General features: G+C 68.6%; 10 protein-coding genes, 1 tRNA gene and 1 pseudogene. 3 read left to right on the forward strand and 9 right to left on the reverse strand.

All coding sequences use genetic code 11. From position 1 onward, the window contains the following. Nucleotides 1-98 precede the first annotated feature (98 nt). Complete coding sequence (pyk, locus tag ACIG3E_RS12410; RefSeq protein ID WP_399614610.1) at nucleotides 99-1,529, forward strand: pyruvate kinase; 1,431 nt, start codon at nucleotides 99-101, stop codon at nucleotides 1,527-1,529. Between the two features lie 12 nt (nucleotides 1,530-1,541). Here the strand turns inward: pyk and ACIG3E_RS12415 are convergent. Together ACIG3E_RS12415 and ACIG3E_RS12420 are read right to left on the reverse strand one after the other, a co-directional pair. Further along, nucleotides 1,542-2,315 (reverse strand): annotated as a pseudogene (locus tag ACIG3E_RS12415) (transcriptional regulator). A gap of 109 nt (nucleotides 2,316-2,424) precedes the next feature. Then, a tRNA-Leu gene (locus ACIG3E_RS12420) sits at nucleotides 2,425-2,498 on the reverse strand. 102 nt (nucleotides 2,499-2,600) lie between these two features. Here ACIG3E_RS12420 and ACIG3E_RS12425 point away from each other — a divergent pair. Next, nucleotides 2,601-3,254, forward strand: coding sequence for a response regulator (locus ACIG3E_RS12425; protein ID WP_366790698.1), 654 nt, complete (start codon nucleotides 2,601-2,603; stop codon nucleotides 3,252-3,254). Between the two features lie 140 nt (nucleotides 3,255-3,394). On the opposite strand, the gene ACIG3E_RS12430 is transcribed toward ACIG3E_RS12425, so the two are convergent. From ACIG3E_RS12430 to ACIG3E_RS12460, 7 genes are all read right to left on the reverse strand, one after another. Beyond that, a complete protein-coding gene (locus tag ACIG3E_RS12430; RefSeq protein ID WP_399614613.1) occupies nucleotides 3,395-4,111 on the reverse strand; it encodes an ABC transporter ATP-binding protein in 717 nt (238 codons plus the stop codon). Beyond that, nucleotides 4,108-5,046: an ABC transporter ATP-binding protein gene (locus ACIG3E_RS12435; protein ID WP_399614616.1), complete on the reverse strand. Its 939-nt coding sequence runs from the start codon at nucleotides 5,044-5,046 to the stop codon at nucleotides 4,108-4,110. Before ACIG3E_RS12435 ends, ACIG3E_RS12430 begins: the two co-directional genes overlap by 4 nt. Next, the gene (locus ACIG3E_RS12440) at nucleotides 5,043-6,866 is read right to left on the reverse strand and encodes a branched-chain amino acid ABC transporter permease (protein ID WP_399614618.1); all 1,824 of its coding nucleotides are present in this window, start codon (nucleotides 6,864-6,866) and stop codon (nucleotides 5,043-5,045) included. Before ACIG3E_RS12440 ends, ACIG3E_RS12435 begins: the two co-directional genes overlap by 4 nt. A 5-nt stretch (nucleotides 6,867-6,871) precedes the next feature. Beyond that, nucleotides 6,872-7,801 (reverse strand): branched-chain amino acid ABC transporter permease, encoded by a 930-nt coding sequence (locus tag ACIG3E_RS12445; protein ID WP_399614620.1) that lies wholly within the window; start codon nucleotides 7,799-7,801, stop codon nucleotides 6,872-6,874. Nucleotides 7,802-8,006: 205 nt separating this feature from the next. Then, nucleotides 8,007-9,242, reverse strand: coding sequence for a branched-chain amino acid ABC transporter substrate-binding protein (locus ACIG3E_RS12450; protein WP_399614622.1), 1,236 nt, complete (start codon nucleotides 9,240-9,242; stop codon nucleotides 8,007-8,009). Between the two features lie 1,182 nt (nucleotides 9,243-10,424). Further along, nucleotides 10,425-10,898: a PaaI family thioesterase gene (locus tag ACIG3E_RS12455; RefSeq protein WP_399614624.1), complete on the reverse strand. Its 474-nt coding sequence runs from the start codon at nucleotides 10,896-10,898 to the stop codon at nucleotides 10,425-10,427. Nucleotides 10,899-10,955: 57 nt separating this feature from the next. Then, complete coding sequence (locus ACIG3E_RS12460; protein ID WP_399614626.1) at nucleotides 10,956-13,235, reverse strand: FdhF/YdeP family oxidoreductase; 2,280 nt, start codon at nucleotides 13,233-13,235, stop codon at nucleotides 10,956-10,958. A gap of 183 nt (nucleotides 13,236-13,418) precedes the next feature. Between ACIG3E_RS12460 and polA the strand changes: the two genes are divergently transcribed. Continuing rightward, nucleotides 13,419-16,148, forward strand: coding sequence for a DNA polymerase I (polA, locus tag ACIG3E_RS12465; RefSeq protein ID WP_399614629.1), 2,730 nt, complete (start codon nucleotides 13,419-13,421; stop codon nucleotides 16,146-16,148). Nucleotides 16,149-16,368: the final 220 nt, after the last annotated feature.

Consider the following 16,368-nt stretch of genomic DNA (forward strand, 5'->3'; position numbering starts at 1 on the left):
CACACTTCAACAGTTGTCAAAAGCCTTTCATCCAACGGTTGTTGAGTAGTCACGCCCAACCAATCCACTACCGACCAGTAAGGCCTACTGTCGAAGACATGCGCCGAGCGAAAATCGTTTGCACCCTGGGACCCGCCACCGACACCTACGACCAGATCAAGGCCCTGGTCGAAGCCGGAATGGACGTGGCACGCTTCAACCTCAGCCACGGCAGCTACGCCGACCACGAGGACCGCTACCAGCGCGTGCGCAAGGCCGCCGACGAGACCGGCCGCAGCGTCGGCATCCTCGCCGACCTTCAAGGCCCGAAGATCCGCCTCGGCCGCTTCACCGAAGGCCCCGTACTCCTCGAACGCGGCGACGAGTTCACCATCACCGTCGAACCCGACGTCCCCGGCGACCGCCACATCTGCGGCACCACCTACACCGGCCTCGCCGACGACGTCACCGCCGGCGAACGCATCCTCGTCGACGACGGCAAAGTCACCCTCGAAGTCACCGCCGTCGACGGCCCCCGCGTCACCACCACCGTCATCGAAGGCGGCATGGTCTCCGACAACAAGGGCCTCAACCTCCCCGGCGTCGCCGTCTCCGTCCCCGCCCTCTCCGACAAGGACGAAGCCGACCTCCGCTGGGCCCTGCACACCGGCTTCGACGTCATCGCCCTCTCCTTCGTCCGCAGCGGCCGCGACATCGACGACGTCCACCGCATCATGGACGAGGAGAACCGCCGCCTCCCCGTCATCGCCAAGGTCGAAAAGCCCCAGGCCGTCGATGCCATCGACGACATCGTCGCCGCCTTCGACGGCATCATGGTCGCCCGCGGCGACCTCGGCGTCGAAATGCCCCTGGAACAGGTCCCCATCGTCCAGAAGCGCGCCGTCAAACTCGCCAAGCGCAACGCCAAGCCCGTCATCGTCGCCACCCAGATGCTCGACTCGATGATCGACAACTCCCGGCCCACCCGCGCCGAGGCCAGCGACGTCGCCAACGCCGTCATCGACGGCACCGACGCCGTCATGCTCTCCGGCGAGACCAGCGTCGGCAAATACCCCATCGAGACCGTCCGTACCATGGCCCGCATCGTCGAAGCCGCCGAGGAAGACATCCTCGCCAAGGGCCTCCCGGCCCTGACCGAACGCAACAAGCCCCGCACCCAGGGCGGCGCCGTCGCCCGCGCCGCCGCCGAGATGGGCGACTTCCTCGGCGCCAAGTTCCTCGTCGCCTTCACCCAGTCCGGCGACACCGTCAAGCGCCTCTCGCGCTACCGCTCGCCGATCCCCCTCCTGGCCTTCACCCCCGACCCGGCCACCCGCTCCCAGCTCAACCTCACCTGGGGCGTCGAGACCTTCCTCGGCCCGCACGTCGACTCCACCGACGCGATGGTCGCCCAGGTCGACGAGCACCTCCTCAAGATCGGCCGCTGCCAGCCGGGCGACACGGTCATCATCACGGCGGGCTCCCCGCCCGGAGTCTCCGGCTCCACGAACCTGGTGCGCGTGCACCACATCGGTGAGCCCTCCCGCTGACCCCGGGCGGGTTCAGTACTTCGGCCCGACGTACGCGTCCATGAGGGCTACGGAGGCCTTGCGGGCGACGGAGACCGTCACGGCGGCGCGGCTCTGGTTCAGGGTCTTCCACTCCACGCCGAGCCGGTCGAGGGTGCCGGTGAAGAGCCCGACTATGTCGGTGGACGTGTTCGTGAAGAAGTACCGGGGGTACTCATAGCGCTTCCGCTCACCCGCGACGACCCGGGTCGTCCAGTTGGTGATCCGGCACCCGTCGGAGTGGATGAGCCCCCGGATGAATTCCCAGGGGTGAGCGTCGACGATGTCCTGTTGCCAGGATTCGAGAGCGATGGTTCGTTCGTGCTTCCTGCCGGGGCCGTGCTGCGGGAAGAGACACGGCCAGTGCTTGCTGTAACACGTGACGTTCTGGCAGCCCTGCCGCTGGGCGCGGAAGACCTTGTTGTCGGGGCGCAAGGTCTGCATGGCCTCGGCGCAGGCATCGATCAGCCCCGGTCAGGCGTCCGCGCAGGCGATACGCAGGAAGTAGACCCCGCGGTGAAGGTAGCTCAGGCAGCCGTCGCCGAGGTAGAGGCCGAGCAAATAGGAGTACGCGGCCTGGTCGGTCGGCTTGCCGGGAACGTCGTCGCATCTGGGGCAGGCGGCCGCTCGGCCTTTCAGCGGTTCGACGCGGGTCTGCCAGGAACGAATCGCTGCGCGCGAGATCCCGATTTCCTTGCTGACGGAGTTCAGACTCCGACCCTGCGCCACCAGCGCTAGCGCGCGCTTGCGTGTGCCCATGTCGTACATGCGGCTGATCCTGACGGCGCCGCGCACGGGGCGAGTGAATTCGAAGGCGCGTTCACTGCCAGGAGTGAAGATCGCCAATCGTGCTCACGCCTTCGATCTAAAGGCAAAGTGCCCCGGGTGGGATTCGAACCCACACTGAATACCTTTTGAGGGTATCGTCTCTACCGATTGGACTACCGGAGCTTCTTCGAACCGAAGGTTAGCTTACCCCCTCGGTGCCTCAAACATACAGGAGCTAGGTAGGCTCGGGGCAAGCAACAACTTGCCCCGTCCCGAGGAGCCCCCGTGACCCCGCCCGAGTCGCCCAAGGCCGTAGACGCGTCCGACGACCAGTCGCACGTCCCGCCCCTGACGACCCGCGTCGTCATCGCTGAGGACGAGGCACTCATCCGCCTCGACCTCAAGGAGATGCTGGAGGAGGAGGGCTACACGGTCGTCGGTGAGGCCGGTGACGGTGAGACCGCGATCGAGCTGGCCCGGGAGCACAAGCCGGACCTGGTGATCCTGGACGTGAAGATGCCCGTCCTGGACGGGATCTCCGCGGCGGAGAAGATCGCGGAGGAGTCGATCGCCCCGGTCCTGATGTTGACGGCGTTCTCGCAGCGGGACCTGGTGGAGCGCGCCCGGGACGCGGGCGCCATGGCGTACCTGGTGAAGCCGTTCAGCAAGAGTGACGTCGTACCGGCGATCGAGATGGCGGTGTCGCGGTTCACGGAGCTGAAGACGCTGGAGAAGGAGGTCGCGGACCTCACGCAGCGCCTGGAGACGCGGAAGCTGGTGGACCGGGCGAAGTCGATCTTGCAGACGGAGTACGGCCTGACGGAGCCCGCGGCGTTCCGGTGGATCCAGAAGACGTCGATGGACCGTCGGCTGTCGATGCAGCAGGTGGCGGAGGCGGTCATCGAGGACGCCGAGGAGAAGAAGGCGTCGAAGGGCTGAGGGGGGTGCCCCGTCAGGGGCGCGGGGAACTGCGCGAGCAATTCCCACCGGCGGGAAGCCGGACACGGAGCGGAGCGAGGAGGGCGGCCACCCTGATGGGGTGGCCGCCCTCCTCGCTGCGTCGGGCCCAGGGGCCAGGCCTAGTCCTCGCCGAGGTAGGCCTTGCGGACGGATTCGTCGTGGAGGAGGTCGCGCCCGGTGCCGGAGAGGGCGATGCGGCCGACTTCCATGACGTGGCCGTGGTCGGCGAGGGAGAGCGCGGCTTGGGCGTTCTGTTCGACGAGGAGAATGGTGGTGCCTTGGGCCTTGAGTTCGCTGATGGTCTGCATGATTTTCTGCATCATGATCGGGGAGAGGCCCATGGAGGGTTCGTCGAGCATGAGGAGTTTGGGGCGTGACATGAGGGCGCGGCCCATGGCGAGCATTTGTTGTTCGCCGCCGGAGAGGGTGCCTGCGGCTTGTTTGCGGCGTTCGCCGAGGATGGGGAAGAGTTCGTAGGCGCGTTGGATGTCTTTGTCGATTCCTTCTTTGTCGTCGCGGAGGTAGGCGCCGAGGAGGAGGTTTTCGACGATGGTGAGGCGGGGGAAGATGTGGCGGCCTTCGGGGGAGTGGGCGAGTCCGAGGGCGACGATTTTGTGTGCGGGGATTCCGTGGAGGGGTTGTCCGTCGAAGTTGATTTTTCCGGCGGAGGGTTTGAGGAGGCCGGAGAGGGTGCGCAGGGTGGTGGTTTTGCCTGCGCCGTTGGTGCCGATGAGGGTGACGATTTGGCCGGCTTCGACGGTGAAGGAGATGCCTTTGACGGCTTCGATCTTGCCGTAGGCGACTCTGAGGTCTTCGACCTCTAGGAGTGCGGTCACTTGGCTGTTCCTTCCGGGCCGGTGGCGCGGGGGGCGCTGTCTTCCTCGGTGTGGGGTGGGTCCGGCGGGGTGTCGCTGGGGGTGGTGGGGGCTTCTTGGTGGGCTTCGGCGGCTTCGACTTCGGCGATTTCGGCGGCGCCGGGTGCGCCTTCGAAGGGGGTGCCGAGGTAGGCGGCGATGACGCGTTCGTCGGCTTGGACGGTTGCGGAGGTGCCTTCGACGAGTTTTTCGCCTTGGACGAGGACGGCGACGCGGTCGCAGAGGTTGAAGATGAATCGCATGTCGTGCTCGATGACGAGGACGGCGATGCCTTGGTCGCGGATGGCGAAGACGAGTTCTTCGGCGGCGCGGGTTTCTTGGGGGTTCATGCCCGCGGTGGGTTCGTCGAGGAGGAGGAGTCCGGGTTCGCTGGCGAGGGCGCGGGCGATCTCCAGTTTCCTCTGTTCGCCGTAGGGGAGGTTGCGGGAGAGGTGGTCGGCTTTGTGGGCGAGGCCGATGAATTCGAGGAGTTCCATGGCTCTGGTGTGGGATGCGGCTTCGGCCTTTTTGAAGCCGGGGCCGCGTAGGAGTGCGGACCAGAGGCCTTCTTTGGTTCGGGTGTGGCGTCCGACGAGGACGTTTTCCAGGACGGTCATGTTGGCGAAGAGCCGGATGTTCTGGAAGGTGCGGGCGATGCCTGCGTCGGTGACGAGGTGGGGTTTGGAGGGCAGGACGGTGCCTTTGTAGGCGACGGTGCCTTCGGTGGGGACGTAGAGGCCGGTGAGGCAGTTGAAGAAGGTGGTTTTTCCGGCGCCGTTGGGTCCGATGAGGCCGACGATTTCGCCGGTGTTGACGGTGAGGTCGACGGAGCGTACGGCGGTGAGGCCGCCGAAGCGCATGGTGACGCCGGTGGCTTGGAGGACGGTGGTTGTGGTGGTGGTCGTCATGGTGGTCACGCCCCCGCCTTGCTGACGCCGACGGTGCCTTCGGGGAGTTTCTGCTGGTCGGGTACGTCGAGTTGGTCGGTCTCGTGGTACTCGAGCTGGGCGCGCTTGTTGGCGACGAGGCCTTCGGGCCGGAAGCGCATGAGCAGGATGAGGGCGAGGCCGAAGAGGAGGAGTTGGTAGTCCTCGAGGAACTGGAGTTTGGCGGGGATGAGGTAGAGGAGGGCGGCGCCGATGAGGGGGCCGCTGATGGTGCCCATGCCGCCGAGGATGACGGCGGCGAGGAGGAAGGCGGAGTTGGGTGGGACGGTGTTGGCGAAGAGGTATTGCTCGGGGGTGATGCTGTAGGAGACGTGGGCTTGGACGGTGCCCGCGAATCCGGCGAGGGTGGCGCCGAGGGCGAAGGCGATGAGTTTGACGCGGAAGCCGTTGATGCCCATGGCGGTGGCGGCGGTTTCGTCTTCGCGGATGGCGACCCAGGCGCGGCCGATGCGGGATTCGCCGCTGCGGCGGAAGACGAGGACGACGACGGCGGTGAAGAAGAGCATCAGCAGGTAGTAGTTGGCGGGTCTGCTGAGGGTGAAGCCGAGGATTTCGTGTTCGGTGCCGAGGTCCCAGCCGAGGATTTTGAGGTCGGGGATGTTGGGGATGCCTTGGGCGCCGTTGGTGAGGTCGGGGCCGGCGCTTCCGTTGAGGTTGTTCATGGTGATGCGGAAGATCTCGCCGAAGCCGAGGGTGACGATGGCGAGGTAGTCGCCGCGGAGGCGCAGGGTGGGGGCGCCGATGATGACGCCGAAGGTGAGGGAGACGGCGGCGCCGGTGAGGACGGCGGCCCAGAAGGGGAAGTGGACGTCGAAGGTGGAGGCGGGGGAGCCGGAGACGAGGGCCGCGGTGTAGGCGCCGACGCCGAGGAACGCGACGTAGCCGAGGTCGAGGAGTCCGGCGAGGCCGACGACGACGTTCAGGCCGAGGGCGACGGTGGCGAAGATGAGGATGTTGACGCCGATGAGGGCGTAGCTGGCGTCGCTCTGGGTGAAGGGGAAGAGGGCGGCGGCGATGATGGCGGCGGTGAGGGTGACGTTGCGGTGTTTGGTGGTGAGGGTGTTGAGGCGGGGGATGAGTCCGGCGCGGTGGAGTGCGGTGGCGCTGAATCCGGCGGTGATGAGGAAGCCGATGAAGAGTTCGGTGTAGGCCTCGATGCCGTAGGCGAGGACGTAGAGGCCGATGCCGAAGGAGGCGGCGATGATGAGGATTTCGATGGCTTCGGGGAGTGGTTTGGCGCGTTTGGGTGCGGGTGCTTTGAGGCTGTGGCGCAGGCGTTGCCAGGGGTTGGTGGTGTTGTCGGTGTCGGGGGTGTCGGAGGGGAGGCCGAGGGCGCCGATGGTGGCGATGAGGGCGCCGATGCCGGAGACCCAGGCGCCGGGTTCGAGGTTGACGATGCCGCCGAGGTGGTCGGAGATGGCGCCCATGGTGTAGCCGGTGGTGCCGAGGACGCCGAGGGTGAGGAGGAGGGTGGGGCTGTTGGTGCCGCCGGGGAGGAGCCAGTTGAGGCCGCGGATGCGGTAGGTGGCGAGGGTGAAGAGGAGGGTGAGGGCGGCGCCGGTGAGGGTGATGAGTTGGAGGCCGCCGGGGTAGCCGGTGACGGTGAGGTCGCCAGGGAAGTCGTCGGTCCAGGTCCAGGCGAGGAAGGTGCCGATGAGGGCTGCGGTGGAGCCGATGAGGACGAGGAGGCGGGCGAGGGGTTCGGGGAGGGGGAGGGTGGAGGTGGGGGCGCCGGTGTGGTTCTTGGCGAGCTGGGGGGCGTCCGGGGTGTTGGGGGTTTTGGTGGTCATGGGTATCACGCCCGATCCGCGACGCGTTCGCCTAGGAGCCCTTGGGGCCTGAGGAGGAGGACGAGGATGAGGAGGGCGAAGGCCCATACGTCCTTCCAGGCGCCGCCGCCGAACTGTTCCATGCCGGGTACGTCGCCCATGTAGCCGGTGGCGAGGGCTTCGGCGACGCCGAGGACGATGCCGCCGAGCATGGCGCCGTAGATGTTGCCGATGCCGCCGAGTACGGCTGCGGTGAAGGCTTTGAGGCCCATGATGAAGCCCATTTTGAAGCCGACTTGGCCGTTGTGGAGGCCGTATCCGACGGCGGCGATGGCGGCGAAGGCGGCGCCGATGGCGAAGGCCATGACGATGATGCGGTCGGTGTTGATGCCCATGAGCTTGGCGGTGTCGGGGTCTTGTGCGGTGGCCTGCATGCCGCGTCCGGAGCGGGTTTTGTTGACGTACCAGCCGAGGATGAGCATGCAGGCGGGGGCGGCGATGACGAGGAAGAAGTCGCCGCGTTGGATGTCGGCGCCGAAGACATGGACGGGGTCGCCGCTGAATTGCGGGAAGGAACGGTCCTTCTTGGCTTCGGGGTACCACTTCCATACGGCTTGTTGGAGCAGGATGGACAGGCCGATGGCGGTGATGAGGGGGGCGAGTCGTGGTGCTCCGCGCAGGGGGCGGTAGGCGAAGCGTTCGGCTGCGGTGCCGACGGCGACGGAGCAGATGATGCCGCCGATGATCATGATGGGGATCGCGGCGAGCAGGGAGAATCCGTCGGGGAGCCACAGGGAGACGGTGAGGGCGCCGAAGCCGCCGACCATGAAGATCTCGCCGTGGGCGAAGTTGATGAGCTGGACGATTCCGTAGACCATCGTGTAGCCGATCGCGATGAGACCGTACATCGCGCCGAGGATGAGTCCATTGGCCAGCTGTTGCGGCAGTTCGTTCACCGCAGGGCCTCCGTTGGATGGTTCGGATATGGCACCGCGCGGGAGCGCTGGTAGCGCGTCCCGCGCGGTCTTGGGTCAGTGGGGGGTGCTTAGGCAGGCACCCTGAAGTCCGCTGCGGTGGGGTAGCGCCCCGAAGGGGCGCGGGGAACTGCGCGACCAGCCACAGACGGCCCGCAGCTTCGGCACCGAGCGTCCGGCGGAGCGTTTAGCGGGGCTTGTAGGCGGCGCTGAACTTGGATTCCCACTTGTTGTCCTTGTTGACCTGGTAGGCGGTCATCATGGTGTTCGTGGTGTCGCCGTACTGGTCGAAGGAGACGTCGCCGGTGACGCCTTGGAACTTGACCTTGCTCATCGCTTCGAGGACCTTGACGCGGGCGTCGGAGGGGAGTTCTCCGTCGTTGTCGTCGACGGCGAGCTTTACCGCTTCGATGATGGACCAGGTGGCGTCGTAGGTGCCGCCGCCGTAGGTTTCCATGTTCTCTTTGTAGTTCTTGTTGTATTCCTCGATGAACTTCTTGGCGGAGGCCAGTTCTTCGACGGGCTTGCCGACGGAGGTGCCGAGGTCGCCGATGGCCTTCTTGTTGAGCTTGGGGAACTCTTCGCTCTTCATGCCGTCGCCGCCCATGAGGGGGATCTTGGCGCCGGATTCCTTGAGCTGCTGGCTGAGGGGGGCGGCGGCGGGGTATTCGCCGCCGTAGTAGACGGCTTCGGCGCCCTTGCCCTTGACCTGGGAGACGACGGACTTGAAGTCGCGGTCCTCGGGGTTGACGTGGTCCTGGCCGACGATCTTGCCGCCGAGGTCGGTGAAGGTGTCCTTGAAGGACGCGGCGAGGCCGGCGCCGTAGGTCTTCTGGTCGTCGAGCAGGTAGACCTTCTTGATCTTCGCCTTCTGGAACAGGTACTGGGCGGCGAACTGGCCCTGGACCTGGTCGGTGGTGGCGGTGCGGAAGAAGGTCTTGAACTGGCGCTTGCGGTCGCCCTTCTTCCAGCCGTCGCCCTGGGTGAGCTCGGTGCCGGTGTTGGCGGGCGAGATCTGGGTGAGGTCGGCGTCGTTGAAGGGCTTCTGCATCGACTGGGAGACGCTGGAGTTCAGCGGGCCGACGACGCCGAGGACGTCCTTGTCGCTGATGAACTTCTGGGCGTTCTGGCCGCCGACGGAGGGCTGGGCCTGGTCGTCGAGGGGCTGGAGCTTGAACTCGACCCCGTCGACGGTGTTCTCCTTGTTGGCCGTCTTGACGGCCAGTTCGGCGGAGTTGCGCATGCCGATGCCCAGGGCGGAGAGGTCGCCGGTGAGGGGGGCGTCGAAGCCGATGACGACGGTCTTCTTGTCTCCGCTGCTGTTGTCGTCGTCCTTGTCCTTGTCGCGCGACCCGCAGGCGGTGAGGGTGAGGGCGCCGGTGGTCAACACCGTGGTGAGGATGAGCGCGGAACGGTTTCGCACGAGTGGTCCTTTCCCCAGGCGCGGCCCTCTGCTGAGGTGCCGTGAAGATCGCCGGGCCGTACTGGTGGTGGTACAGGGCCGTGCAATTCAGTTCGCGCCCGGCGGCGCGGTGACTGGCCGTGACTCTAAGGGCGCATTTGATCCTGGAGGAGTGGTCGGACCTAGGCTGTGACGTTCTTGTTATGCCACGGAGTATTCCGCGCTGGAACGCAGGGGGTGGTTGTGGCGGAATCTGCACGCTTCGGCGCATCCGGGCGCGCGAGAAGGGGCAGGACTGTTTCCTGGTTTTACTCATGACGCCGGTGTTCGGGGGAGTGTGGGGCCCGGGCGCCCCGGAATGATCTCTTTCGCGGGCGGCGACGCTATTCGATCTTGATTTCAAGATCACGTCCGGATTACGGAGTGTTACGCGAAAGAAAGGGAGGCGGGCATTCCGTGGCATGTTTCCGCATACGCGAATGTGCGCGGTCAGGAGCGTTTTCGCGGAGCACACCTGTTTTTCCAGTGAAGACACCCCCCACCGAAGCCCTCACGGGACGCGACTGACCCCACCCCACCGCGTCCGCCGCGACGGGTCCCCCCGGCCGCCCGCCCCGCCGCGCGAAACACCCCGCCCACCCGCCCCCGACGGGGCGGATGGGCGGGGTGGTCGATCCCGCCGGTGCGGAGAGCCACGAACGGCGGGGCAGGGCACGGCATTTCAGCCTGCCCGGTGGTCGGTCCGGCCGGTGGCGGCGAGCGGCGAACGGCGGGTTCGGGCACGTCATTTCACCCCGTCCGGTGGCGGGCCCCGTCGGTGGCGTGGGGCCGCGAACGGCGGGATCGGGCACGGCATTTCGGTCCGTCGGGTGGTGGGTCTCGTTGGTGGTGGGGGGCGGTGAACGGCGGGGCAGGGCACGTCATCTCAGCCCGCCTGGTGGTCGGTCCCGTCGGTGGCGGGGAGCCGCGAACGGCGGGATCGGGCACGTCATCTCAGCCCGTCCGGCGGTCGATCCCGTCGGTGACGGAGAGCCGCAAGCGGCGGGATCGCGCACGGCATCCCAGCCCGTCCGGCGTTTGAGGACGAGGCCGGAGGCCGATGTGGTGACGGGCGGGAGGGGACGGCGCGTCCGCCGACCGAGGGCGGGGGCCGAAGGCCGACGAAGGGGCGGGTGGGCGGGGAGAAGAAGAGCCCAGCCGGAGTCAGGCCGCGGGCCCGGCCTCGGGGGCGTCCCGGAGCAGGCAGGTGAGCCGCGCACTGCACACCCGCTTCCCACTCTCCTCACTGACGACGACCTCAAACGTGGCCGTGGACCGCCCCAGATGCACCGGCGTGGCCACCCCCGTGACGAGCCCGGAGCGCACGCCCCGGTGGTGCGTGCAGTTCAGATCGACGCCCACGGCGATCTTCCGGCTGCCGCCGTGCAGCATCGCGCCGATGGACCCGAGCGTCTCCGCGAGCACCGCGGACGCGCCGCCGTGCAGCAGTCCGTACGGCTGGGTGTTGCCCTCCACGGGCATCGTGCCGACCACGCGCTCGGCGGAGGCCTCCAGGATCTGTACGCCCATGCGGTTGCCGAGGTTCCCGGCGGAGAACAGGGCACGCAGGTCGACGCCGAGTCCGGCGTACTCGTCGATGACCTCTTGCGGGAACTTCGTTGGCTGCTGCTCGCCCATGGGGCCGGGCTCCGTTCGTCGTCGACGTCTGAAGGACAGCTGTGGCTGAGCGAACGCTCAGTCGGTGATCGATTGTTCCAGGCGTACGACGACGGACTTGCTGGCGGGGGTGTTGCTGGTGTCGGCCGTGGCGTCCAGCGGCACGAGGACGTTGGTCTCCGGGTAGTACGCCGCCGCGCAGCCGCGGGCCGTGGGGTAGTGCACGACGCGGAAGCCGGGCGCGCGCCGCTCCACGCCGTCCTGCCACTCGCTGACGAGGTCCACGTAGGCGCCGTCGGCGACGCCGAGCGCCCGGGCGTCGGCGGCGTTGACGAGGACGACGCGGCGGCCGTTCTTGATGCCGCGGTAGCGGTCGTCGAGGCCGTAGATCGTGGTGTTGTACTGGTCGTGGGAGCGCAGGGTCTGGAGGAGCAGACGGCCCTTGGGCAGGGCCGGGTACTCCACGGGCGCGGCGGTGAAGTTGGCCTTGCCGGTGGCGGTGGGGAAGCGGCGCTCGTCGCGCGGGGCGTGCGGCAGGGTGAAGCCGCCGGGGGAGGCCACGCGCGCGTTGAAGTCCTCGAAGCCGGGGATCACGCGCGCGATGCGGTCGCGGATCGTGGCGTAGTCCTTCTCGAACTCTTCCCAGGGCGTGGCCGACGCAGGGCCGAGGACGCGGCGGGCCAGGCGGCACACGATGGCGGGCTCGGAGAGGAGGTCGGGGCTCGCGGGCTTGAGGCGGCCGCGGGAGGCGTGGACCATGCCCATGGAGTCCTCGACGGTCACGAACTGTTCGCCGCTGCCCTGGAGGTCGCGCTCGGTGCGGCCGAGCGTCGGCAGGATCAGGGCGCGTGCGCCGGTGACGACGTGCGAGCGGTTGAGCTTGGTGGAGACGTGCACGGTCAGGCGGGCGCGCCGCATGGCCGCTTCCGTGACGTCGGTGTCGGGGGAGGCGGAGACGAAGTTGCCGCCCATGGCGAAGAACACCTTCGCGTCGCCGTCGCGCAGCGCGCGGATGGCGCGGACGACGTCGAGGCCGTGGTGGCGCGGCGGTGCGAAGCCGAACTCCTTCTCCAGGGCGTCCAGGAAGGCGGGGGCGGGCCGTTCGAAGATGCCCATCGTGCGGTCGCCCTGCACGTTGGAGTGGCCGCGGACGGGGCAGACGCCGGCGCCGGGGCGGCCGATGTTGCCGCGCAGGAGCAGGAAGTTGACGACCTCGCGGATGGTGGGCACGGCGTGCTTGTGCTGGGTCAGGCCCATCGCCCAGCACACGACGGTCCGCTCGGAGGCGAGGACCATGCGCAGGGCCCGCTCGATGTCGGCGCGCTCCAGGCCGGTGGCGGCGAGCGTCTCGTCCCAGTCGGCGGCGCGCGCGGCGGCGGCGAAGTCCTCGTAGCCGTGGGTGTGTTCGCGTACGAAGGTCTCGTCGACGGCGCCTTCGGTCTCTAGAACGAGCTTGTTGAGGAGGCGGAAGAGGGCTTGGTCGCCGCCGAGGCGGATCTGGAGGAACAGGTCGGTGAGGGCGGTGCCCTTGAGCATGCCCTGGGGGGTCTGGGGGTTCTTGAAGCGCTCCAGGCCCGCTTCGGGCAGCGGGTTCACCGTGATGATCTTCGCGCCGCCCTGCTTGGCCTTCTCCAGGGCGGAGAGCATGCGCGGGTGGTTGGTGCCCGGGTTCTGCCCGGCGACGATGATCAGGTCGGCCTGGTAGAGGTCTTCCAGGAGGACGCTGCCCTTGCCGACGCCGAGGGTCTCGGTGAGGGCGGAGCCGGACGACTCGTGGCACATGTTCGAGCAGTCGGGGAGGTTGTTCGTGCCGAGTTCGCGGGCGAACAGCTGGTAGAGGAACGCCGCTTCGTTGCTGGTGCGGCCCGAGGTGTAGAAGACCGCCTCGTCGGGGGAGTCGAGGGCGGTGAGCTCCTCGGCGACGATGTCGAAGGCGTGCTCCCACGACACGGCTTCGTAGTGGTCGGCGCCGTCGGCCAGGTACATGGGGTGGGTGAGGCGGCCCTGCTGGCCCAGCCAGTACCCGCTGCGGGTGGCGAGGTCGGCGACGGGGTGCGCGGCGAAGAAGCCGGGGGTGACGCGGCGCAGGGTGGCTTCCTCGGCGACGGCCTTCGCGCCGTTCTCGCAGAACTCGGCCTTGTGGCGGTGGTCGGGCTCGGGCCAGGCGCAGCCGGGGCAGTCGAAGCCGTCCTTCTGGTTGACGCGCAGCAGGGTGAGGGCGGTGCGCCGCACGCCCATCTGCTGCTGTGCGATCCGCAGGGTGTGGCCGATGGCGGGCAGGCCGGCGGCGGCGTGCTGTGCGTCCGCGACCTGCGGGGCGTCCTGGACCGGGTCACCTTGGGGCGGCTTCGTCGCCATGGCCTGCTCCTCTTCGAGCGCATGTGCGTGCGGGTGTCTCCGATCCTCCCACGCGGTACCGACACCGCCGGTGCGCGGGGGGCGACCTGGGGAGGTGTCCCGCAGCCCGGTCGGGCCCGACACCGGGGCGGTCGGCGGCCGGGGCGGGGCCGAGTGTCAGTGGGGCGTGGCAGGATCGGGGGCGTGGCAGAGAAAGCATCGAAGAAGACCGAGAAGACGACCGCCGGCGATCGGCCGCGCCTGCTCCTGATGGACGGGCACTCCCTGGCCTACCGGGCGTTCTTCGCGCTGCCCGCGGAGAACTTCACGACGGCGACGGGCCAGCCGACGAACGCGATCTACGGCTTCGCGTCGATGCTGGCGAACACCCTGCGTGACGAGGCGCCCACGCACTTCGCGGTCGCCTTCGACGTGTCGCGCAAGACGTGGCGCTCGCAGGAGTTCGCGGAGTACAAGGCGAACCGCTCGAAGACCCCGGACGAGTTCAAGGGCCAGGTCGAGCTGATCGGCGAGCTCCTTGACGCGATGGGCGCGGTGCGCTTCGCGGTGGACGGCTTCGAGGCGGACGACGTCATCGCGACGCTCGCCACGCAGGCCGAGGCGGCGGGCTTCGAGGTCCTCATCGTCACCGGCGACCGGGACTCCTTCCAGCTGATCACCGACCACGTGACGGTGCTGTATCCGACGAAGGGCGTCTCGGAGCTGACCCGCTTCACCCCGGAGAAGGTCCAGGAGAAGTACGGCCTCACCCCGAGCCAGTACCCGGACTTCGCGGCGCTGCGCGGCGACCCTTCGGACAATCTGCCGGGCATCCCGGGCGTCGGCGAGAAGACGGCCGCGAAGTGGATCAACCAGTTCGGTTCCTTCGCGGAGCTCGTGGAGCGCGCCGACGAGGTCAAGGGCAAGGCCGGGCAGAACTTCCGCGACCACCTGGAGGCCGTGAAGCTGAACCGCCGGCTCACGGAGATGGTCCGGGACGTCGAGCTGTCCCGGACGGTCGCCGAGCTGGAGCGCGCTCCGTACGACCGCAAGGCCGTCGCGATGGTCCTGGACACCCTGGAGATCCGCAATCCGTCGCTGCGGGAGCGGCTGCTCGCGGTGGACCCGGGCGCGGAGGAGGCCGAGCAGGCCCCCGTCGCCGAGGGCGTGGCGGTGGACGGGGCGGTCCTCGGCACGGGCGAGGTGGCGCCGTGGCTCGCCGAGCACGGCAAGGCGGTCCTGGGGCTGGCGACGGTCGACTCGTGGCAGCTGGGCACGGGTTCGGTGACGGAGGTCGCGCTCGCGGCGGCCGGGGGCGCTGCCGCCTGGTTCGACCCGGCGCAGCTGGACGAGGCCGACGAGAAGGCGTTCGCGTCCTGGCTGGCCGACGCCACCAAGCCGAAGGTGCTGAACAACGCGAAGGCGGTCATGCGCGTCTTCGCCGAGCACGGCTGGAGCGTCGAGGGCGTCACCATGGACACCGCGCTCGCCGCGTATCTGGTGAAGCCGGGCCGCCGCTCCTTCGACCTGGAGGCGCTCGCGCTGGAGTATCTGGGCCGTGAGCTGGCGCCCGCCGCCGAGTCCGACGGTCAGCTGGCCTTCGGTACGGAGGACGACGAGCAGGCCGGTGCCGAGGCCCTGATGGTGCAGGCCCGCACGATCCTGGACCTGGGCACGGCGTTCGGCGAGAAGCTGCCGGAGGTCGGCGCGGCCGGGCTGCTCACCGACGTGGAGCTGCCGACGTCCGCGCTCCTGGCCCGTCTGGAGCGGCACGGCATCGCGGCGGACCGCGCGCATCTGGAGTCCATGGAGCAGCAGTTCGCGGGCGCCGTGCAGCAGGCGGTGAAGGAGGCGCACGCGGCGGCGGGCCACGAGTTCAACCTGGGCTCGCCCAAGCAGCTCCAGGAGGTCCTCTTCGGCGAGCTGGGCCTGCCCAAGACGAAGAAGACGAAGACCGGGTACACCACGGACGCCGACGCGCTCGCCTGGCTCGCCGCCCAGACGGACAACGAGCTGCCGGTGATCATGCTCCGCCACCGCGAGCAGGCGAAGCTGCGCGTCACCGTCGAGGGCCTGGTCAAGACGATCGCCGCGGACGGCCGCATCCACACGACGTACAACCAGACGGTGGCCGCCACCGGCCGTCTGTCGTCGACGGAGCCGAATCTGCAGAACATCCCGGTGCGCACGGACGAGGGCCGGGCGATCCGCCGCGGCTTCGTCGTCGGTGAGGGCTTCGAGTCCCTGATGACGGCGGACTACAGCCAGATCGAGCTGCGCGTGATGGCGCACCTGTCGGAGGACGAGGGCCTCATCGAGGCGTTCACGTCCGGCGAGGACCTGCACACGACGGTCGCCTCGCAGGTGTTCGGCGTGGCGGGCGCGGACGTGGACGCGGAGATGCGCCGCAAGATCAAGGCGATGTCGTACGGCCTGGCGTACGGCCTGTCGGCGTTCGGCCTCTCCCAGCAGCTGAACATCGAGGCGGCGGAGGCCCGCGCCCTGATGGACACGTACTTCGAGCGGTTCGGCGGGGTGCGCGACTATCTGCGCCGGGTCGTCGACGACGCCCGTGCCACGGGGTACACGGAGACGATGCTGGGCCGCCGCCGCTATCTGCCGGACCTCAACAGCGACAACCGGCAGCGCCGCGAGATGGCCGAGCGGATGGCGTTGAACGCGCCGATCCAGGGCACCGCCGCGGACATCGTCAAGGTCGCGATGCTGAACGTGGACCGGGCGCTGACCCAGGCGGAGCTGACCTCGCGGATGCTGCTCCAGGTCCACGACGAAATCGTCCTGGAGATCGCGCCGGGCGAGCGGGAGGCCGTCGAGGAGCTCGTGCGCCGCGAGATGGCCGGGGCGGTGTCGCTGCGGGCGCCGCTCGACGTGTCGGTGGGCGTGGGCCCCGACTGGGAGTCGGCCGCGCACTAGCCTCCCGGCTCGGGCTGCGGTTCATCGGCCTGCGGCCTCGTCCTCAAACGCCGGACGGGCTTCGAGACCCGTTCCGTCCGGCGTTCACGCCGTGCTGAGCGCCGGGCCGCAGGCAGGGGGCGGCTGCCGGGGCCGCCCCCGCTACGGGGAGGTGAACGGTCACGGGCCGGTAGGAGAACCGCCACAGGCCCGTGACTGGCCAATCAGACAAAAACGGACG

Source organism: Streptomyces sp. NPDC053474, assembly GCF_044544845.1.
GTDB lineage: Bacteria > Actinomycetota > Actinomycetes > Streptomycetales > Streptomycetaceae > Streptomyces.